This window comes from Ruegeria sp. CDSC045 (assembly GCF_059610725.1).
The window spans coordinates 47,579-67,404 of the sequence record NZ_JBXWOE010000009.1; the positions used below are offsets into that span (position 1 = coordinate 47,579).

Sequence of the window (19,826 nt, forward strand, 5' to 3'; positions counted from 1 at the left end):
TTCATCAAGCCCTGCGGGCCCTCTTCGCGGCGGGTCAGCCCTGTGGTCTGACCATGCGGTTGACCATCCGTTGCACGCTGGGGCCCAGCAGTAGGATAACTGTGAACGCGATGGGCCAGGAGAAAACCCATGAGCCCATCCAGTCGCCCAGCGTCGCGGGACCGAAGCCGACGGCCTTGGCCGTGGCGATACCGGTGACGATGCAGGACATCATGCCTGACATGATCAGGCTGAACAGGGCGCGGGCATAGCGGGCAGGGATCATCCGGACATCCTTGGTGTGAGGTGGCAATGATCTGCGCCATTTTTCCGGGTAATACCAGTGCGAGCGGACAATCAAAGGTGCATCCAGCCGAGCGTCTCGGCGGTACGTTGGATCGAGGGCTGATATTCGGCACTGACCCAGCCGGTGTAGCCGCTGTCATCAATCGCTCGGAATAGCTCGGCAAAATCCATTTCGCCACGGCCGGGTTCTGAGCGATCCGGTGCCGCTCCAATCTGGGCATGCACGATGCGGGTTTGGAACTGCTGCCAGACCTGCAACGCGTTGCCATGGATCATCTGGGCGTGAAAACTGTCATATTGCAGGCCAACATTGGGCCGGTTCACGCGATCCAAAACCTCGGCGGCCAGATCGTAAGAGTTCAGGAAATATTCAGGCTGTGACACCGGGTTGAGCGGTTCGATCGTGAACGGCTGTTGGGGCGCGTGGTCTGCTGCCCATTGCAGGTTTTGAACAAAGCAATCCATAGCATCCGCGCCCGAGGAATATCCGGACATGATGTGGATTTTTTCGGGCCGCAGCGCCAGAGCATAGCGTAGAACACGGCGGATGTCGGACTGGAACCGCGCCTCACCACCCGGAACGGCGGCATATCCGGGAGTGCCGCCGGTGTAGTTGGGTGGCGGCGCGTTGATCAGCACCAGGTCGAGCCCATTAGCCAGCAGAGCACGGCGGGTTTCCTTGGTAGCCAGATCATAGGGAAACAGAACCTCAACCGCCTTGAACCCGGCCTGCGCGGCAGCTTGAAACCTGTCGAGATAGGGCAGTTCGGCAAAGAGCAATGAGATATTTGCAGCGAATTTGGGCATGGATGGCCTTTGCGTGTCTGTTCGCCGGACCATATCGGTCGGGTGATTTCAGCGAAAGGGACTGAAAACGACAGATTGTCGAAAATCGGCCAGATCACCCAGTTTAATTCAGTGACGTTCGGGACAATGCGGCGAATCATTTCTGGCGCCGCTTTGACCAGAGGTATGACCCATGGCAATGAGCCCTGACCCCGTGCGCGGGACCGCTATTTCTATGTCCGCCAACCGCAACTCCGCCTTGTCTGGCAACGGGTTGGCGGTTGCCTCGATGCTGGCATGGGCCGCAGGCTTTCCGGCGGCAGAGGTCTTGTTGCAAAGCTGGTCGCCAGTGGGCTTGCTGGCGGCACGTCTGGGTCTGGCGGTTCTGGTGCTGCTGCCGATCTGGCTGATGCTGGACGGTCCCAGCCGTATTCTAAGGGCCAGATGGGGATGGGCCATGATCGTCGGAGCGTTTGGCTTTGGCTGCCCGATGTTCCTGCTGATCCTGGCGCAAAAGCTGACCGATCCGGTAACCGTCGTCATCATCGCCTCTTGCGCGCCACTAATCGCAACCCTGCTAGAGCTTAAGGCGGGCACACGTCGGCTGAGCTGGAATTTTGGCCTAGGCGTTCTGGTTTCAATTATCGGCGGGCTGATCGCCACCAGCGCCGTCGCCCCGGCGCAGCTGGGCCTTGGGGCCTTATGCGCGGTCGTGTCGGTCGTCTTTTTCAGCTGGGGCAGCATGACCACAGCGCGCGATTTCCCCGAACTCAGCCAGACCGGGCGCGCGACGATCACGTTGATCGGGGGCTTTGCCATGGCCGTGATCTTGTGCTTTGCCGCTGGGCTGCTGGGTATGGATGTGGTGCCTAAGGTTGCGATTGACGGGCAGCAGATCGGGATGCTGGGGATTTACGCGCTGATTTCGCTGGGGCTGAGCCAGATCCTGTTCGTTGCTTCGGTTGGAAAGCTGGGCGTGGCGCTGGCCTCGTTCCATATGAACATCGCGCCATTTTACGTGATGCTGATCATGATTGTGCTGGGGGATGAGTGGAATTCAACCCGCGCGCTGGGCGCGGGCATCGTGGCGGTCGCCGTTGTTCTGGCGCAGGATCGCAGGCCGCGCTCAGCCCAGATCGGCTGAGCGGATCAGCGGAAAGAACTGACCGCCTGACCATACCCCGAACCAGTCTTCATGGTCGGTGCCGATCTCGACCAGCCGGTAAAAGCTTTTGCGGTCAATGCGCGCCTCTAGATTTGCGCGGATCAGGATATAGGGCGAGGGTTCCTGGGTCTTCGGATCAAACTCAACACGGATCGGGTGATCCGGTCCGGCCTTGGCCGTGTCACCCACATGGGTGCTGAAAGTCAAAATCTGCGCCGCGCCTGAGCCTGTGGCATCAAAGTCGACAGCGACGAACGGGACATCCTCGACCGTGATTCCCACCTTTTCGACCGGGGTCACCAGATAATATTTGCCCTCTTCTTTCTTAAGAATTGAGGAAAAAAGCTTCACAAGCTCGAACCTGTTGATGGGCGAGCCTAAATAACTCCAAGAACCATCTTTTGCGATCCTGATGTCCAGATCGCCACAAAACGGGGGATTCCACAGGTGAACAGGGGGTAAATCCCGTGTTTTCGCGGCTTTGACTGATGCCGCAATGCCATCAGGAGAAGGTGTCACAGGGATTTGTCCGCTCATTACTTTTGCCATTTCCTTTTCGCGCGATACACTTCAACCATACTCGTCCACGGAAGGGAAAGTCATGAGCGAACCTGCCGACCTCGTATCCGAGATCGAAGCGCTGGAAACTAAACTGCAAGAGGCCAAGGCCTCGATCACCCGACGCTTTATCGGGCAAGAGCGGGTCGTGAATCTGACGCTGGCCGCGCTGTTATGCGGCGGGCACGCATTGCTGATCGGATTGCCAGGGCTGGGCAAGACCCGGCTGGTTGAGACTTTGTCGACCGTGATGGGCCTGCATGGCAACCGTATCCAGTTCACGCCGGATCTGATGCCGGCTGATATTCTGGGGTCCGAGGTTCTGGATACGGCCGAGGATGGCAGTCGCCACTTCCGGTTCATTCCCGGCCCGATCTTCTGTGAATTGCTGATGGCGGATGAGATCAACCGCGCCAGCCCGCGCACACAGTCGGCCTTGCTGCAAGCGATGCAGGAACGCACCGTCACCGTTGCGGGCGAGGATCGTGCGCTGGATGAGCCGTTTCACGTGCTGGCCACGCAGAACCCGATTGAACAAGAAGGCACCTATCCGCTGCCCGAGGCGCAGTTGGACCGCTTTTTGGTGCAGATTGACGTAGAATACCCGGATCGTCAGACCGAGCGGGATATCCTTCTGGCCACGACCGGTGTCGAAGAAGACGACGCCCATCAGATTTTCACCAAAGAGGAATTGCTGGCGGCGCAGCTTCTGTTGCGCCGGATGCCGGTCGGCGAGTCTGTGGTCGAACTGATTCTGGATCTGGTCCGCGCGTTCCGCCCTGGCGAAGCAGGCGTGTCCGATCGTGTGGCCGAAACCGTGGCCTGGGGCCCTGGCCCCCGCGCGGCGCAGGCGTTGATGATGACGGTGCGTGCCAACGCCATGTTGCAGGGGCGACTGGCCCCCAACGCCGAAGATGTTCTTGAGATGGCCCGCCCGGTCCTCAGCCATCGTATGGCGCTGAACTTTGCGGCACGGGCGCGCGGTGACAGTCTGGCTGATCTGATTGACTCGACCGCGCTTGGGCTGATCCGAACCGAGGCTGCGGCGTGAATGCCGGGCTGACCCTTCGTGAAAGATCCGAGGCCGAGGCATCTCGGTTGCCGCCCCTGTTGGCGCGGGCGGAACATCTGGCCGGAACCGTCCTGCTGGGTGACCATGGGCGTCGCCGATCCGGGATGGGCGATGATTTCTGGCAATACCGCCCGGCACAGGTTGGCGACAGCCGCCGGATGATCGACCACCGCCGCTCGGCCCGTGGCGATCAACAATTTGTGCGCGAACGCGAATGGCAGATTGCCCAATCGGTGATGCTGTGGGTGGATCAGGGCGCGTCTATGCGCTTTGCCTCGGACGCTGCGCTGCCGACCAAGGCGGATCGGGCGCGGTTGCTGGGCCTGGCAACTTCGATCCTGCTGGCGCGCGGTGGTGAGCGTGTGGGCCTGACGGGCACAACTCTGCCGCCCCGGCGCGGCAACGCACAGATCATCCGGCTTGCGCAGGCCTGGTCCGAGGATGATCAAGCCGACTATGCGCCACCCGAGCACCGCGCCATGATCCCCCATGCGCGGGCGGTGTTCATCTCTGATTTTCTTGGCCCGATGGAAGAGGTTGAACTGGCACTGTCCAAAGCTGCGGATCGTGGCGTGCGTGGGGTGGTCCTGCAGGTGCTGGATCCCGGTGAAGAGAATTTCCCCTATCGCGGGCGTACCATTTTCGAAAGCGTGGGCGGCTCGGCCCGGCATGAAACGCTCAAGGCTTCTGATCTTCGCGACCGGTATCTTGCGCGCCTTGCCGAACGAAAGGATGCCTTGATGCGCTTGTGTCGGGTGACGGGATGGCAACTGGGGCTGCACCACACTGGCGACAGCGCACAGGCGGCTCTGTTATGGCTGTATCGCGCTTTGGACGGGGGCAGAGTATGACGGTTTTGGCTGGGATAGGCTTTACCGCGCCCTGGGTGTTGCTGGGATTGTTGACCCTGCCCATCCTGTGGCTGGTCCTGCGCGCTGTGCCGCCTGCGCCGATCCGGCGAATGTTTCCGGCTGTAACGCTGCTGCTGGGGCTGAAGGACGACGAGAGTGTTTCGGATCGGACACCATGGTGGCTGCTGCTGTTGCGAATGCTGGCGGCGGCGGCGATCATTATCGGTCTGGCCGGGCCGGTTTTGAATCCCTCGCGGGATCAGGTGGGTTCGGGGCCGCTGTTGTTGGTGCTGGATGCCAGCTGGGCAGGTGCAAGCGGCTGGCCATCGCTTCAGGACCAGCTTGATACGCAGCTGACCGAGGCCGGACGCGCCGGACGCACGGTGGCCTTGCTCAACTTGACGGAGCCGGAAGCCCCAGTCTTCCAGGCCGCCGAAGCGTGGCGGGGTCGGCTTCCGGGGGTGACTCCGATGCCCTGGCAACCAACTCAGCTGCAGATGGATCAGGTGCTCAATGTGCTGGATCAGCTTGATGGTGGCTTTGATACATATTGGTTCAGCGACGGTCTGGAATTTGCGGGTCGGGCAACGGTTCTGGCTGCGTTGCAATCGCGCGGGGAAGTGACCGTGTACCAGTCAGGCTCGCCTGTTTATGCGATTCTGCCCGCCGCCTATCAGGATGGTGTCATTCAACTGACGGCCCAACGCGCCACTGCTGGTCCAGAAAACATCCTGACCATTTTGGCACAGGGGCGCGATCCGGCGGGCGCAATGCGTGTTCTGCAAACCGCCAATGTCGTCTTTGCTGAAGGCGAAACGCTTGCTCAGGTGGAGCTGGCGCTGCCCTCGGAACTACGGGCCAGAATCACCCGGTTCGAGATTCAGGGCCAGCGGTCGGCGGGTGCCGTAACGCTGACCGATGACAGCCTGCGCAGGCGTGAGGTGGCCCTGCTTGCGGGCAGTTTGAACCGTGAAGGGTTAGAGCTGTTGTCGCCGCTACATTATCTGACGCAGGTTTTGGTCCCGACCGCGGATTTTGTCGAGGGCGGGTTAATGGATGTGTTGCCCGCCAATCCGGATGTGATTGTTCTGGCGGATGTGGCGAAATTGGCCGAAGCGGAACAACTGGCGGTGACCGAATGGGTCGAACAGGGCGGGCTGCTGTTGCGCTTTGCCGGGCCGCGCATGGCCGCTAGCGATCTGGGGCGGGATGTCGAGGATACCTTGCTGCCGGTGCGCCTGCGCAGCGGTGGCCGTTCGGTCGGCGGCGCGATGAGCTGGGGTGAGGCCAAAGGTCTGGCTCCGTTCCCCGAAACGTCTCCTTTCTACGGGCTGCGCGTGCCACCGGATGTTTCCGTGACCACACAGGTCATGGCGCAACCAGACCCTAATTTGGCTGATCGGGTGATTGCATCGCTGACGGATGGCACGCCTCTGGTCACGCGCAAGGCGTTGGGGTTGGGGCAGGTGGTGCTGTTCCATGTCACCGCTGATGCCGAATGGTCGAGCCTTCCCCTCTCGGGCCTGTTTGTCGAGATGCTGGACCGGCTCGCCGTTGCCTCGGCTGCGAAATCCCGGGAAGAATCGCAACTACAGGGCACGACCTGGGAACCGCTGCAGGTCATGGATGGGTTCGGAGGTTTGTCGGATGCGGATAACCTGGCCGGTGTCGATGGGGTTGATCTGGCCTCGGGCGCAATCGGGCCGGACCTGCGGCCGGGCCTGTATGAAAGCGGCAAGCAAAAACTGGCGCTGAATGTACTGGATGCGGATACGGTGCTGACGCCAGCCATCTGGCCATCTGATGTGCCGATCAAAGGGCAGGAAATCAGCGCCGAAACGCCGGTCGGGGGCATTTTGCTTAGCCTCGCGCTGATCTTGCTGACGGTGGACGTCATTGCGTCACTTCTGTTGTCGGGGCGACTTGGGCTGGCCCGGGCCGCGGCGATGGCGCTGGGTGCGTTGCTGATTGCACCTGACCTTCAGGCTCAGACGCCCGAGGAAACCGATTTTGCCCTGATGGCAACGCAAGAGCTGGTACTGGCTCATGTCATGACCGGAAACGCGCAGGTTGACGATATCGCGGGCGCCGGGATGCGTGGCTTGGCGCAAACTTTGTTCTTCCGCACTTCGGTCGAACCGGCAGAGCCCATCGGCGTTGATCTGGAACGGGACGAGCTGGCGTTTTTCCCGCTGCTGTACTGGCCGATCACGCCGGAACAGCCGCAACCCTCGGACGAAGCCTATGCCAAGCTGAATGCCTATCTCCGCTCGGGCGGCATGATCCTGTTCGACACGCGCGACGCGGATGTGGCGCGTTTCGGTGCAGCAAGCCCCAATGGCCGCAAGCTGCAACAACTGGCCGCCCCGCTGAATATCCCTTCGTTAGAGCCTGTTCCGGATGACCATGTTCTGACGCGGGCCTTCTATTTGCTGCAGGATTTCCCGGGCCGATATGCTGGTACCGAGATTTGGGTCGAAGCCGCCCCGCCGGATGCGGAACAGATCGACGGCATGCCGTTCCGCAACCTAAACGACAATGTGACACCGGTAGTGATCGGCGGGAATGACTGGGCCGGGGCCTGGGCCGTCGACCGAAACGGGCAGGCCTTGTTGCCGGTCGGGCGCGGATATGCCGGTGAGCGGCAGCGGGAATTGGCCAATCGGTTTGGCGTCAATCTGGTGATGCATGTGCTGACCGGGAATTACAAATCGGATCAGGTCCATGTGCCTGCGCTGCTGGACAGGTTGGGACAATGACCGGAACCGTTATCTTTGACCCTCTGATTCCGTGGCCCGTTCTGATGGTCGTTGCCGCGATTGCCATATCAGGCGTTGTTCTAGCCCTGTGGCGGGGCCTGTCTGGCTGGGCCTTGCGCGGGTTGGCCGCCCTGGTCGTGATCGCGGCCATGGCGGGGCCTGTCTATCAGATCGAAGATCGCACTCCGCTGACCGACATCGTGGTGATGATCGAGGATGAAAGCGCCAGCCAGACCCTGTCCGATCGCGCGGAACAGACCGCACAGGCCGCTGCCGAACTGGCGGCCGAGATCGACGCGCGCGACAATACCGAGCTGCGCCGGATCCGGGTGGGTGACAGCGATGGGGATGAGGGCACACAGGTCATGGCTGCGCTGAACAAAGTCCTGGCCGAGGAACCCCGTGCGCGCATTGCGGGGATCCTCGTGCTTTCGGACGGGATCGTGCATGACGTTGATCAGGCCCCTGACCTGCCTGCACCGATGCACCTGTTGCAGACTGGGCGGGCCAGCGACTGGGACCGCCGTCTGATCGTCCGCAATGCACCGGCTTTTGCCATTATCGGAGAGCCGGTCACGCTGACGTTGCGGGTTGAGGATAGCGGCGCAGTTCCTGTTGCGGCTGCGAATGCGCCTTTGGAAATTTCGGTTGATGGCAATGCGCCAGAGCATTTCACCATTCCAATCGGTGTCGATGTCGAGCTACCGGTCAAGCTGTCCCATGGCGGGCGGAATGTCATCCAGTTTACCGTACCCGGCGTCGAAGGAGAGTTGACCGACCGCAACAACACCGCACTGATTCAGATGAACGGTGTGCGCGACCGTCTGCGGGTGCTGCTGGTTTCGGGTGAACCGCATCCCGGTGGACGGACCTGGCGGAACCTTCTGAAATCCGACAGTTCGGTCGATCTGGTGCATTTCACGATCCTGCGACCGCCTGAAAAGCAGGATGGTGTGCCTGTGGACGAGTTGTCTTTGATCGCTTTTCCGACTCGAGAACTGTTTCTGGAAAAGATCAACGATTTCGATCTGATCATCTTTGATCGCTATAAGCGGCGCGGTATTCTGCCTGCGGTCTATCTGGAGAATGTCACCAATTACATCAATGATGGTGGTGCGGTTCTGATTGCGGCTGGTCCTGATTTTGCCAGCGCCGACAGTATCTTCCGCTCGCCGCTGGCGCCGATTCTTCCGGCGCAACCCACCGCGCGGGTCATCGAAGAACGCTTTGTCCCCACAGTTACAGATATGGGGCACCGGCACCCGGTGACCACGGATCTGGGCGATTCCGAGCATTGGGGTGCATGGTTGCGCCAGGTTGATGTCCTGTTCCGATCAGGTGAAACGCTGATGACCGGCGTCGATGACCGGCCGCTGCTGGTGCTGGACCGGGTCGGAGAGGGGCGCGTGGCAATGCTGGCCTCTGACCACGCTTGGCTCTGGAGCCGTGGCTTCGACGGCGGTGGTCCGCAGCTTGAACTGCTGCGGCGATTGGCACATTGGATGATGAAAGAACCCGAGCTTGAGGAAGAGGCTCTGTGGGCCGAAGCAAATGGTCAAATCATGCGCGTCATCCGTCAAACCCTGGGGGATGACGTCGGAACAGTTACCATCACGCAGCCCAATGGCGAGACACTTGAGGTGACGCTGAACGAAGTTTCTCCGGGGCGGTTCGAAGCTCAGATCTTCGGCCCCGAGATTGGCCTCTATCGTCTGCAAGAGGGTGAACATTCGGCGGTAATTGGGTTGGGCCCTGCGGCCCCCAAAGAATTTGAGCGCACGATTGCTACTGATCAGATCCTTGAGCCGGTTCTGGCCGAATTGCGCGGCGGTGTGATCCGGGTCGAGGACGGTTTGCCTTCGATCCGAAATGTCCGCGCTGGGCGGCCAGCATCGGGGCGCGGTTGGATCGGGCTGACCCCGCGCGATGCCTACCAGACCAGCTCTGTAACACAGGCTGGTGTTCTACCGCCCTGGCTGGTGCTTTTGCTGGCCGGTGGGTTCCTTCTGGCGGGTTGGCTGCGTGAAGGTCGGCGTTAGGTCATTCGACCACAACGCCGATTGTGGCCCCAATCACCAGCATCATGTCATGGTAAAGCACCGTTTGAACCGGCTTTGCTGCGTCAGGTTTGTCGTGTAATCCCACACAGTTTTTTTGATCTGAGCGCCTTTCGCGCATTCAGATACCGCAGATTTTGCGTTGAGTAGGAAAAGGCAGGTACCGGCGAGGCAGGCAGTTTTGGACGTTTGCGGCCTCTGAGCCTGCCATTGGTCTGTGGCAACAGGCACGGCTTAAACACTTTTTCACGCTCTGTCAGGATGCTGTGGGCAGATTGTACCGGGATCACCTTTGATGAGTCTTGCAACCAAACTGGCACAGGAAAGACGCGCACGGCTTGCCGCTGAACGTCTGCTGGAGATGAAACAGGCCGAACTATCAGCGGCCAACCGGAAATTGGGCCTGCACGCGATGGCTCTGACTAAACGCATTGGTGAAACGCGGGCCGAGGTTGAGACGGTGCGCGATGAAAATGAAAAAGTTAAATCGGACCTGACATTGGCCAATGCCAAGATCGAAGTGGCCGAACGACGGCTATGGCATTCGATCCAGACCTTCCCAGACGGGTTTGCATTCTTCGACGAAGAGAGCCGGTTGATCGGGGCAAATGCCTCATATTTCAGCCTGTTTGAGGGGCTGGATGAAGTAGCGCCCGGTATCAGCTATGGCAGAATTCTGGAAACCCTCACGCAGGAGGGTCTGATTGATACCGTCGACGAGACACAGGATGATTGGCGCGCCAGGATGCTGGCCCGTTGGAAGTTGTCCAACCCGCCGTCAGAAATCGTCAAACTGTGGAACGGGCTCTATATCAAGCTGATTGATCAACGCGGTGGCGGTGGCGATGTGGTCAGCCTTGCGCTTGATATAACCGCCTCGGTCCGGCATCAGGCCGAACTGACCGCTGCGCGCGAACGGGCCGAGGCCGCAAACCGCGCGAAATCTGCATTCCTGGCCAATATGAGCCATGAAATCCGCACGCCCATGAACGGTATTGTTGGCATGACCGAGTTGATGACCGAAACCGCGCTGGATGAAGAACAACGGCTCTATCTCAACACGATCCGCAATTCCGGTGAAGCCTTGCTGGTGATCATCAACGATGTTCTGGATTACTCGAAGATTGAGGCGGATAAGCTGGTCTTGCACCCCGAACAGTTCGATTTCGAACGCTGTATCCTTGAGGTGGCGATGCTGCTGCAGCCCAGTGTTCGTGACAAGGGTTTAAGCCTTTTAGTCGACTATGACCTGTTTTTGCCAACCCTGTTCGTGGGCGATCCGGGCCGGGTGCGTCAGGTCTTGACCAATCTGGTAGGCAACGCGGTCAAGTTCACGGCGGAAGGGCATGTCTTGATCCGCGTCACGGGGGTCCCCCGCGCGGAGGCCCAGGCCTGTGATATTCATGTTGCCATAGAAGATACGGGTATCGGTATCGCCGAGGATAAAGCGGCGCATATCTTTGGTGAATTCAATCAGGTCGAGGATGAACAAAACCGACAGTTTGAAGGGACCGGGTTGGGTCTGGCCATCACCAAACGACTGATCAAATTGATGGACGGTGCCATCTGGGTCGAAAGCGAGCCGGGCCAGGGGTCCTGTTTTGGATTTCGGATAACGCTGCCGACGGTCGAAGGTCCGCAACCCGCCCCCCCGAATCTGGAAGGATGTCTGCGCCATGTGGTCGTGGTTGAAGATCTGGCTGTCAATCGAGCGATCCTGTCAAAGCAACTTGGTCGCCTAGGTGCCAAGGTTACCGAATGTACCACCGGAACCGAGGCGCTGGCTACGCTTGATGACACGGTAGATCTGGTGCTGTGCGATCACGATCTGCCGGACATGGACGGGCTGGATTTGGCGGCCACGATAAAGGGCCGGGGGTGGACGGATACCTCTGTCGTGGTCATGTCAGCCAATCCCGGCGTGATTCATGCTCATCCGGCCTGCCAGCTCATTGACGGAGTGTTGCAAAAGCCGATCCCTCGTTCAGAATTATATACACGTCTGACCGCTCTGGGACGATCAGCGGATTCGATATCGAATGGTTCCGACACGCAAAACCCAACGGTTGCGCAGGTCAGACCGATTGCCGGGGATCAAAGGCTCATGCGGGTTCTGGCTGCTGAGGACAACAAGACCAACCAGCTGATCCTGCGCAAAATGGTCAAGGATCTGAACATTGATCTTCGCTTTGCGGGCAACGGGCTTGAGGCGGTCGCCGCCCATCTGGAATTCGACCCGGATTTGATATTCATGGATATCTCGATGCCCGGAATGGATGGTAAACAGGCCACAGGTGAAATCCGCCGCCGCGAGGTTGAAACCAATCAGCACGTCCCGATCGTAGCCCTGACCGCACATGCAATGAGCGGAGATGATCAGGGTATTTTATCGGCTGGATTGGACTACTACCTGACCAAACCGCTGCAAAAACAGAAAATCCACCAGATGATCCTTGACCATCGGCCAGACGGAACGCAACCGGTTCTTGATGACGAAACCCGAGCGTTCTAGGCTGCCGACATGACTGATGACCGTGGATTTCACCCCCGCGCGCTGGGCGAGATTGCCATTCGCTGCGCAGATATGGCCGCTATGGTGCAGTTCTATGAACAGGTGATCGGCCTGCAGCGTCTGAGCGGTGACCATGACAGCGCTATAACCTTCTTCCGGATAGCCGAGGGGTTTGGCGGCCATACGCAAGTTCTGGCCCTGTTTCACCACAGCACCGCGCCACGACCGGGGCAACATCGGGCCGGTGCAGAAGGTCCCGTAACAGGAGCGGGATCGTCGCTGCATCATATCGCATTGTCGCTGCCCTTCGACGAGCAGCCGGCGGTCACGAGTTGGTATGACAAGATCGGCCAACCCTATCGCGTCGAGCAGTTCGGATGGGTTGGTTGGCGCGGAATTTTCACCGAAGACCCGGAAGGCAACACAGTTGAACTGGTCTCTTACGACCCGTCGATGCTGGCTGAGGCCTGATAGGGCCGGATAAAGACCGGCTTGTCGTTCTCTGACAGGTCGGGGCGGTATTCATAGCCGCCCGAGTCGAACTCTGTCAGGCTGGCGGGATCGGACAGACGGTGTTGAATGACATAGCGTGCCATCGCCCCGCGTGCCTTTTTGGCAAAGAAGCTGACGATCTTTGGTGTGCCGCCCTTGTCTTCCATGAAGACCGGCGTGATGACCCGTAATTTCAGCGCTTTGGGGTCTACTGCACCGAAATATTCCTGACTGGCGCAATTCAACAGCACATCGCTACCGATCCCGGCTGCCTGAGCGTTTAGCGCCTTGCTTAGTTGGTCGCGCCAATAATCGTACAGGTTCTTGCCGCGCCGGGTCTTCAGCCTACTGCCCATCTCAAGCCGATAGGGCTGAATGGCGTCCAGCGGACGCAATATGCCATATAGTCCGGACAGGATACGCAGGTGATCCTGGGCCCAGGCCATCTCTTCCGCATCCAGCGAAGTCGCTTCGAGCCCCTGATAGGTGTCTCCGGCAAAGGCCAGTGCGGCCGGGCGTGTCGCCACAGCATCGGGGGCGTCCGAAAAGGCGCGATAACGGTCGCGGTTCAGGCGGGCCAGATCTTCGCTCAGATCCATCAGCTTTTTCAGGTCGCCCAATGTCAGATTGCGGGCGGTTTTCGACAGGCGGATCGCGTCATCCTGAAAGTCGGGTTGCGTGACCTCAACATTCCGTTCTGCCCAATCCAGCCGTTTGGCCGGGGAAATCACTACCAGCATAGTCGCCCTCGTTTCTTGCCTGTTGGTGGGTATCTAGCTTGCCATACGCAGCACGTCCAGAAAGGCGGCGCCAAACCTTTCGTGACGGCGGTCACCCAGAACCTGTTCGATGGCGCGCGGGTCGTCTGATCGCAACTGCGCCACCTTTGCCAGTTGCGAGGCGGTACAGGTCAGCGGCTTGTCGATTCCATCAGGGCCGCGCGACAGTTGCGACTGAACTTCGAGCAGGCGGTCGTAAATCTCGCCCTGATCGCGCCCGGCCAGTTTGCGGCGGGCCGGGTGCAGTTCTTCGACCGCGCCGGTCAGAACCTCCAGAAACGTGGCCCCGTAGCGTTCCAGCTTTTTAGCACCGATCCCGCTGATCCGGGCCATATCGTCCAGCGTTGCAGGGCGGGTTTCCGCCATTTCGATCAGGGTGCGATCGGGAAAAATAACATAGGCCGGGACCCGCGCGGATTCGGCCAGCGCACGGCGTTTCGCCTTCAGTGCGCTCAGCAGCGGTGCGTCTTCTTCGGATACCATCTCTTTGACTGCAGGCCGACGGGTTGCTTTGCGGATCGTGTCCTTACGCAGGTTGATCTGCGCCTCGCCTTTCAGGATCGGCTTGGCGGCCTCAGTCATGCGCAGCGCACCGTGGCGGTCGGGATCAGGACGGACCAGATCATGGCCCATCATCTGCCGAAAGATCGCCTGCCATTGCGGGCGCGACCAGTCCTTGCCGATACCATAGGTGGACAGCGCATCATGGCGGCGGGCGCGGATCTTGTCGGTCTCGTTGCCCAGCAGGATGTCGATCAGATGGCCTGCGCCGAACCATTCCTCGGTGCGCAGGATCGCGGACAGGGCCATACGAACCGGGGTGGTGCCATCGAACACTTCCGGCGGGCTGTCACACAGATCGCATTTGCCACAGGGTTCGGTCTGTTCACCGAAATAACCCAGCAAAGTCTGACGGCGGCAGGCCAGCGCCTCGGCCAGGCCAAGCAGGGCGTTCAAACGGGCGTGATCGGCCATCCGCCGGTCAGAGGGAGCAAGCCCCTCGTCTATCTGTGACCGGCGCAGGCGAATGTCATCTGCCCCAAACAGGGTCAGGGTTTCTGCCGGGGCGCCATCACGCCCGGCGCGGCCGATTTCCTGATAATAAGCTTCGATGGATTTGGGCAGGTCCGCATGGGCGACCCAGCGGATATCGGGCTTGTCTATGCCCATGCCAAAGGCAACCGTGGCCACCACGATCAGACCATCCTCGCGCGCAAAGCGGGTCTCGACGATGCGGCGATCCTCGGGATCCATGCCGCCGTGATAGTGACAGGCGGTGTGGCCTTCGGCACGCAGGGCCTGTGCCAGAACCTCGGTCTTGTTACGAGTGCCGCAATAGACAATGCCGGATTGGGTTTTGCGCGCGGCGGCAAAATCCAGGATCTGTTTGCGGGGCCCATCCTTGGCGGCAAAGGCCAGGTGGATGTTGGGCCGGTCGAACCCGCGCAGAAATTTGCGCGGGGCCGTACCGTCAAACAGCTTTTCGACAATCTCGTCCTGCGTTTCCGCATCTGCTGTGGCGGTGAAAGCGGCCAAAGGCACATCCAGCGCACGTCGCAGCTCTCCGATCCGAAGGTAGTCGGGGCGGAAATCATGGCCCCATTGACTGACGCAATGCGCCTCGTCCACCGCAATCAGGCTGACATTGATCCGCCGCAACATGCCCAGCGCCGATCCGGCGGCCAGACGTTCGGGAGCCATGTACAGCAGCTTGAGCCGTCCGGACTCCAACGCTTCCCACACAGCATCGGTTTCTTCGGGGGTATTGCCGGATGTTAGCGCGCCGGCCTCGACGCCTGCTTCCTGCAAGCCGCGCACCTGATCGCGCATCAGGGCAATCAGCGGAGAGATCACCACCGTGACCCCATCGCGCATCAGCGCAGGCAGTTGGAAACACAGGGATTTGCCACCGCCCGTGGGCATGATGGCCAGCACGTTTTCGCCCAGCGTGACGGCATCGACGATCTCTTCCTGACCGGGACGGAAGTCGTCGAATCCAAAGACATCTCGCAGCAAAGGCGCGGCGTCAAACATGTGCGGGGGTGCCCTGTTTTAAGGTTTATCTGCTCTTAAGACAGGACAATCACATACTAAGATTCACTGAACAAGAGGGAACACCCGCTCACATGAATCCGAAGATCGTTGGCAGGATGTAATTCTGCAGTGAGATGACAATCACCAATACCACAAGAGGCGTCAGGTCGATCCCACCGAGGTCGGGCATAATCCGGCGGATCGGCCGGTAAATTGGTTCTAGGATCTTGTTGATTCCATACCAAATCTGAGCAACCACCTGTTGATGAAGGTTCAAAACCTGAAAGTTGATTAGCCAGCTCATGATCACGTGAATGATGACAAACCAGTAGACAATGCTAAGGACAAGCATCAAGGGACCGTAAATTGCCATCATATTCGTGAACTCCGAGTTTGTTACGCGAGAGGTAGTAGTTAGCACGCAAAAGAGCAAGTCCGCGCCAACAGAACGCTTGCGAATTGAACCAAAGCCCCGTCTTATGACGCCAACAATAAAAAACGGGGCAGGTATGGCAGAGATTTCCAAGCGCAAACGCATCTGGGGCTGGTGGTTCTTCGACTGGGCAAGTCAGCCCTATCACACGCTGTTGGTGACCTTTGTTTTTGGGCCCTATTTTGCCGGAGTAGCCGCCGAGTATTATCTGAACGCCGGTCTGGGCGCCGATGCCGCAGACGCACGGGCGCAGACGGTGTGGGCGAACTGCATGACCATCGTGGGGCTGATCATCGCCTTCGGTGCCCCGCTGATGGGGGCGATGGCGGATGTTTCGGGCCGTCGTATACCATGGATATTCGGCTTTTCCATCATGTACGCGGTGGGCTCTGCTGCGCTGTGGTACACGTTGCCGGACGGGTCAAACATGTGGCTGATGCTGTCGGCCTTTGGCCTGGGTTTTGTCGGGGCGGAATACGCGCTGATCTTCGCCAATTCTCAGCTGCCCGATCTGGGTGATGACAGTGAGGTGGGCGAGATATCGGGTTCGGGCTTTGCCTTTGGCTATTTCGGCGGGCTGATCTCACTGGCGATCATGCTGGCCCTGTTTGTGGAACAGGGGAACGGCAAGACCCTGATCGAAATGGACCCTGTCTTGGGTCTGGACGCCGCAGCACGCGAAGGCACGCGATTTGTCGGGCCGTTCACCGCCGTGTGGTTCATTCTGTTCATGATCCCCTATTTCCTGTGGGTGCGCGACGATCCAGATGTCGAAAAGAAAGGCAGCGTCAAAGAGGCGCTGCAGCTGCTGGTCAAATCAGTCTCTAACCTGCGCAATCGCGTCAGTCTGGCCAGCTATCTGGGCTCGTCCATGTTCTATCGAGACGCATTGAACGGGCTGTATATCTTTGGCGGGGTTTATGCGGGGCTGGTGCTGGAATGGGATCTGATCAAGATCGGCGTATTCGGGATTGTCAGCGTTCTGGCTGCGGCAGCCTTTGCCTGGCTTGGCGGCAAGCTGGACAAGAAATACGGCCCCAAACCTGTCATTCTGGTTGCGATCTGGGTGCTGATCTTTGTCTGTATCACCGTCGTGATGATGGACCGGACCCAGATCTACGGAATCACCCTGCCCGAAGGGTCGGGCCTGCCGGATCTGGTGTTCTTTGGTTGTGGTGTTCTGATCGGCGGCATGGGGGGTATCCTACAATCGGCCAGCCGTTCTCTGATGGTGCGCCACACCGATCCCGCTGCCCCGGTCGAGAGCTTTGGCCTGTATGGCTTGTCCGGCCGCGCCACCGCATTTGCGGCCCCGTTGTTGATCGGGATTGCCACAACCGTGACCGGTAGTGCGCGACTGGGGGTGTCACCCATAGTTCTGTTGTTTATTCTGGGACTGTTCCTAATGCGCTGGGTGAAACCGGAAGGGGATCAGAGCAGATGATTTTATTACGTTTTTTCGCGGTCATTGCCGCAATCACATTCGCCGGTACCGCAGGTTCCGAGCCGCTGGCCAAGCAGTTATTCGGAGGCCAAAAGCAAAGTTCACAACAAAAACCGGCCGCTTTCGGCAGTTATTCGCGCGGCTGTGCGGCGGGGGCGGTACAACTGCCCGAAACCGGACCCACATGGCAGGCTATGCGCCTGTCACGCAACCGCAACTGGGGCCATCCGCAGGCGATCGACTATGTCCAGGATCTGAGCCGGTTTGCGGCCAAGCAGTCAGGATGGAATGGTCTCTATATAGGCGATATCAGCCAGCCACGCGGCGGGCCGATGACATCGGGCCACCGCAGCCACCAGCTGGGTCTGGACATCGATATCTGGATGCTGCCAGGTGACAACATGCGTCTTTCCCGCAAGGCGCGCGAGAATATCTCTTCGATTTCCCTGCGCCGTTCCAATGGCGCCTTCGTCAACGGCAACTGGTCCAAACAGCATCACGCCGTCCTGCGTGCGGCGGCAAAGGACAAGCGTGTGGCGCGGATTTTCGTCTTTCCCGGGGCCAAGGTGCAGATGTGCAACGACGAAAAGGGCAACCGCGCTTACCTGCGTAAAATCCGGCCATGGTGGGGCCATCACTATCATTTCCACGTGCGGCTGGCCTGCCCCAGAGGATCAAGCGGCTGCGTGAACCAGGATCCGCCGCCCAAGGGTGATGGTTGCGCCGAAGCACAGCAATGGGTGAACAACATCCTCAACCCGCCACCGCCCGATCCAAACGCGCCAGCACCCAAGAAGCGACGCGAATACCGGATGGCCGATCTGCCCAAGCAATGCACAAACGTCTTGCAATCCAACTGATCGCGGCGCTGCTGCTGACAGGAATGGTCTGGGCGGAGGGGGTAAAGTCTGCCGCTTTGCTGAACAATTTTGCCTGGCGACATCAGGCGGATTGGTTCGGCGGATATTCCGGAATTCACATCTTTGACGGTGGCACCCGCATGATCGCGCTGAGTGATCGCGCAACGATGTTGGACGCTCGTATTGATCGAAACGAGGATGAGATTACTGGCATCGAGATCCAGCGGCACTGGCCCATCCTGTCCAGCACCGGCAAGGTTCTGGTGGGCACCGCTGGCGATTCCGAAGGCTTGGCAATCGCCCCTGACGGTGGGGTCTATATCTCATTCGAGGGGGTGCACCGGGTGGCCTATTACCCCAACCCGACCGGCCCGGCGCAGGTTCTGCCACGCCCCAAAGCCTTTGAGGTTCTTGACCATAACGGCTCGTTCGAGGCACTGGCCATTGACGGGCTTGGACGGCTGTACACCCTGACCGAAAAGAGCCGTACCGTATCGGGGGACATACCGGTATATCGTTGGGATGGTCAGTCGTGGTCGACACCTTTTGTCCTGCCGCAACGGGGCAAGTTCCTGCCAGTGGCCGCGGATTTCGGCCCCGACGGGCGGTTCTATGTGCTGGAACGATCGGTGTCCCTGACAGGCTTTCGGTCGCAGCTCAGGCGTTGGGAGCTGAATGGTGACACACCGCAATCCGAAGAGATCTTGCTGCAAACCGCGCGTGGGACGCATGACAACCTCGAAGGCCTGTCGGTCTGGCGTGACGATCAGGGAAGGTTGCGGGTTACGATGATTTCGGATGACAATTTTCTGGCCCTTCAGCGGACGGAACTGGTGGAATATCTGCTGCCCGATTGACAGGCCTGAAACAAAGGTCTAAACGCACGGCTTGCCTTGGGACGGTCCCTTGGCCAAGTCGCCGCTACCTTGTCAAAACGGGCATCAAAATATGCAACGCGCTTTTATTCCCGGCATTCTTGCCATGGCCACCATCGTTGTGGCTTCGAACATTCTGGTCCAGTTCCTGATCCTTGACGGGCTGTTGACCTGGGGTGCTTTCACCTATCCGCTGGCCTTTCTGGTCACCGACATCATGAACCGCGTCTATGGCGTGGCCACCGCCCGCAAGGTCGTGTTGGCCGGGTTTGTCACCGGCATCATCTGTTCGCTGATCGGCAGCCAGATCATGCTGCAGGGGGATGGGTTCACCTATGCCGCTGTCCCGCTGCGGATCGCCGTGGCCTCGGGAACCGCGTTCTTGATCGCGCAGCTGACCGACGTCACCGTGTTCAACGCCATGCGCGGGGGGCGCTGGTGGCGCGCGCCGCTGGTCTCAACCCTGGTTGGGTCCGCACTGGACACCGCGCTGTTCTTCACCATCGCCTTTTCCGCCTCGATCGCGATCTTTGGCGCCAATGCAGACGCTGCGATCGGCTGGGCGTGGGAGCCTGTTCCCTTCATGCTGTCTGGCCCGATGGCACCCCTGTGGGTCACGCTGGCCTTTGCCGACTGGCTGGTGAAACTGTCGCTGGCGCTGGTGGCGCTGATCCCCTTCAAGGTGATCGTTGCGCGCCTGACCGCGCAGCCCGTGTAAAAAACGCTTTGAGAATGGCACAGCTTGTGTCACCATCCTAGTTAACCGCAACAGATAGAAAAGGAGGTGATCCAGTGTCGAGAAAGAGATTGGAGAGAGGTGTTGGAACAACCGGGGGGATCGCCCGTTAGGGCAGCCCTTGGCGG

At 59.6% G+C, this 19,826-nt stretch carries 17 protein-coding genes; 11 read left to right on the top strand and 6 right to left on the bottom strand.

Going from position 1 to position 19,826, the window contains the following annotated elements:
- Nucleotides 1–34: 34 nt before the first annotated feature.
- Nucleotides 35–265, bottom strand: coding sequence for a DUF2798 domain-containing protein (locus AC2FH6_RS15395; protein ID WP_142638700.1), 231 nt, complete (start codon nt 263–265; stop codon nt 35–37).
- A gap of 71 nt (nt 266–336) precedes the next feature.
- Nucleotides 337–1,092: a hydroxypyruvate isomerase family protein gene (locus AC2FH6_RS15400; RefSeq protein WP_496703438.1), complete on the bottom strand. Its 756-nt coding sequence runs from the start codon at nt 1,090–1,092 to the stop codon at nt 337–339.
- A gap of 178 nt (nt 1,093–1,270) precedes the next feature.
- Here AC2FH6_RS15400 and AC2FH6_RS15405 point away from each other — a divergent pair, with 178 nt between their 5' ends.
- A complete protein-coding gene (locus AC2FH6_RS15405) occupies nt 1,271–2,215 on the top strand; it encodes a DMT family transporter (RefSeq protein WP_496703440.1) in 945 nt (314 codons plus the stop codon).
- Here AC2FH6_RS15405 and AC2FH6_RS15410 read toward each other — a convergent pair.
- Nucleotides 2,198–2,773, bottom strand: a complete 576-nt coding sequence (locus tag AC2FH6_RS15410; RefSeq protein ID WP_281995727.1) for a DUF1285 domain-containing protein — start codon at nt 2,771–2,773, stop codon at nt 2,198–2,200. The genes AC2FH6_RS15405 and AC2FH6_RS15410 overlap by 18 nt on opposite strands.
- 64 nt (nt 2,774–2,837) lie before the next feature.
- On the opposite strand from AC2FH6_RS15410, the gene AC2FH6_RS15415 reads away from it, so the two are divergent.
- The 6 genes from AC2FH6_RS15415 to AC2FH6_RS15440 all read left to right on the top strand — a co-directional run bounded on the left by AC2FH6_RS15415 (nt 2,838) and on the right by AC2FH6_RS15440 (nt 12,516).
- A complete protein-coding gene (locus tag AC2FH6_RS15415) occupies nt 2,838–3,845 on the top strand; it encodes an AAA family ATPase (RefSeq protein WP_496703442.1) in 1,008 nt (335 codons plus the stop codon).
- A complete protein-coding gene (locus AC2FH6_RS15420; protein ID WP_496697902.1) occupies nt 3,842–4,717 on the top strand; it encodes a DUF58 domain-containing protein in 876 nt (291 codons plus the stop codon). Before AC2FH6_RS15415 ends, AC2FH6_RS15420 begins: the two co-directional genes overlap by 4 nt.
- Entirely contained in the window at nt 4,714–7,476 is a 2,763-nt protein-coding gene (locus AC2FH6_RS15425) for a DUF4159 domain-containing protein (protein ID WP_496703444.1), read from the top strand. The genes AC2FH6_RS15420 and AC2FH6_RS15425 overlap by 4 nt, the downstream gene beginning before the upstream one ends.
- On the top strand, nt 7,473–9,515 hold the full coding sequence (locus AC2FH6_RS15430) for a hypothetical protein (RefSeq protein WP_496703446.1): 2,043 nt from the start codon (nt 7,473–7,475) through the stop codon (nt 9,513–9,515). The genes AC2FH6_RS15425 and AC2FH6_RS15430 overlap by 4 nt, the downstream gene beginning before the upstream one ends.
- 313 nt (nt 9,516–9,828) lie before the next feature.
- Nucleotides 9,829–12,045, top strand: coding sequence for a response regulator (locus tag AC2FH6_RS15435; RefSeq protein WP_496703448.1), 2,217 nt, complete (start codon nt 9,829–9,831; stop codon nt 12,043–12,045).
- A gap of 9 nt (nt 12,046–12,054) precedes the next feature.
- On the top strand, nt 12,055–12,516 hold the full coding sequence (locus AC2FH6_RS15440) for a VOC family protein (protein ID WP_496703450.1): 462 nt from the start codon (nt 12,055–12,057) through the stop codon (nt 12,514–12,516).
- Here the strand turns inward: AC2FH6_RS15440 and yaaA are convergent.
- From yaaA to AC2FH6_RS15455, 3 genes are all read right to left on the bottom strand, one after another.
- Nucleotides 12,486–13,277 (bottom strand): peroxide stress protein YaaA, encoded by a 792-nt coding sequence (yaaA, locus tag AC2FH6_RS15445; RefSeq protein WP_496703451.1) that lies wholly within the window; start codon nt 13,275–13,277, stop codon nt 12,486–12,488. The two genes, AC2FH6_RS15440 and yaaA, sit on opposite strands and share 31 nt — an antisense overlap.
- Nucleotides 13,278–13,310: 33 nt before the next feature.
- Nucleotides 13,311–15,350 (bottom strand): DNA helicase RecQ, encoded by a 2,040-nt coding sequence (gene recQ / locus AC2FH6_RS15450; protein ID WP_496703453.1) that lies wholly within the window; start codon nt 15,348–15,350, stop codon nt 13,311–13,313.
- A gap of 88 nt (nt 15,351–15,438) precedes the next feature.
- Entirely contained in the window at nt 15,439–15,726 is a 288-nt protein-coding gene (locus tag AC2FH6_RS15455) for a YggT family protein (protein ID WP_496703455.1), read from the bottom strand.
- A gap of 133 nt (nt 15,727–15,859) precedes the next feature.
- Between AC2FH6_RS15455 and AC2FH6_RS15460 the strand changes: the two genes are divergently transcribed.
- From AC2FH6_RS15460 to AC2FH6_RS15475, 4 genes are all read left to right on the top strand, one after another.
- Nucleotides 15,860–17,227 (top strand): MFS transporter, encoded by a 1,368-nt coding sequence (locus AC2FH6_RS15460; protein ID WP_496703457.1) that lies wholly within the window; start codon nt 15,860–15,862, stop codon nt 17,225–17,227.
- Nucleotides 17,224–18,087 (top strand): penicillin-insensitive murein endopeptidase, encoded by an 864-nt coding sequence (gene mepA, locus AC2FH6_RS15465; protein WP_496692797.1) that lies wholly within the window; start codon nt 17,224–17,226, stop codon nt 18,085–18,087. The genes AC2FH6_RS15460 and mepA overlap by 4 nt, the downstream gene beginning before the upstream one ends.
- Entirely contained in the window at nt 18,060–18,944 is an 885-nt protein-coding gene (locus AC2FH6_RS15470; protein WP_496703458.1) for an esterase-like activity of phytase family protein, read from the top strand. The genes mepA and AC2FH6_RS15470 overlap by 28 nt, the downstream gene beginning before the upstream one ends.
- A gap of 91 nt (nt 18,945–19,035) precedes the next feature.
- Nucleotides 19,036–19,680 carry a queuosine precursor transporter gene (locus AC2FH6_RS15475; protein WP_496703461.1) on the top strand — a complete coding sequence of 215 codons (645 nt, stop codon included), beginning with the start codon at nt 19,036–19,038 and terminating at the stop codon, nt 19,678–19,680.
- Nucleotides 19,681–19,826 lie beyond the last annotated feature (146 nt).

Excerpts from the sequence above, each read along its gene's own strand:
- AC2FH6_RS15395 (WP_142638700.1), bottom strand. The coding sequence starts at position 265 with ATGATCCCTGCCCGCTATGCCCGCGCCCTGTTCAGCCTGATCATGTCA.
- AC2FH6_RS15410 (WP_281995727.1), bottom strand. The coding sequence starts at position 2,773 with ATGAGCGGACAAATCCCTGTGACACCTTCTCCTGATGGCATTGCGGCA.
- AC2FH6_RS15475 (WP_496703461.1), top strand. The coding sequence starts at position 19,036 with ATGCAACGCGCTTTTATTCCCGGCATTCTTGCCATGGCCACCATCGTT.
- AC2FH6_RS15470 (WP_496703458.1), top strand. The coding sequence starts at position 18,060 with ATGCACAAACGTCTTGCAATCCAACTGATCGCGGCGCTGCTGCTGACA.
- AC2FH6_RS15455 (WP_496703455.1), bottom strand. The coding sequence starts at position 15,726 with ATGATGGCAATTTACGGTCCCTTGATGCTTGTCCTTAGCATTGTCTAC.
- AC2FH6_RS15400 (WP_496703438.1), bottom strand. The coding sequence starts at position 1,092 with ATGCCCAAATTCGCTGCAAATATCTCATTGCTCTTTGCCGAACTGCCC.
- recQ (WP_496703453.1), bottom strand. The coding sequence starts at position 15,350 with ATGTTTGACGCCGCGCCTTTGCTGCGAGATGTCTTTGGATTCGACGAC.
- yaaA (WP_496703451.1), bottom strand. The coding sequence starts at position 13,277 with ATGCTGGTAGTGATTTCCCCGGCCAAACGGCTGGATTGGGCAGAACGG.
- mepA (WP_496692797.1), top strand. The coding sequence starts at position 17,224 with ATGATTTTATTACGTTTTTTCGCGGTCATTGCCGCAATCACATTCGCC.
- AC2FH6_RS15425 (WP_496703444.1), top strand. The coding sequence starts at position 4,714 with ATGACGGTTTTGGCTGGGATAGGCTTTACCGCGCCCTGGGTGTTGCTG.
- AC2FH6_RS15435 (WP_496703448.1), top strand. The coding sequence starts at position 9,829 with ATGAGTCTTGCAACCAAACTGGCACAGGAAAGACGCGCACGGCTTGCC.
- AC2FH6_RS15430 (WP_496703446.1), top strand. The coding sequence starts at position 7,473 with ATGACCGGAACCGTTATCTTTGACCCTCTGATTCCGTGGCCCGTTCTG.
- AC2FH6_RS15415 (WP_496703442.1), top strand. The coding sequence starts at position 2,838 with ATGAGCGAACCTGCCGACCTCGTATCCGAGATCGAAGCGCTGGAAACT.
- AC2FH6_RS15405 (WP_496703440.1), top strand. The coding sequence starts at position 1,271 with ATGAGCCCTGACCCCGTGCGCGGGACCGCTATTTCTATGTCCGCCAAC.
- AC2FH6_RS15440 (WP_496703450.1), top strand. The coding sequence starts at position 12,055 with ATGACTGATGACCGTGGATTTCACCCCCGCGCGCTGGGCGAGATTGCC.
- AC2FH6_RS15460 (WP_496703457.1), top strand. The coding sequence starts at position 15,860 with ATGGCAGAGATTTCCAAGCGCAAACGCATCTGGGGCTGGTGGTTCTTC.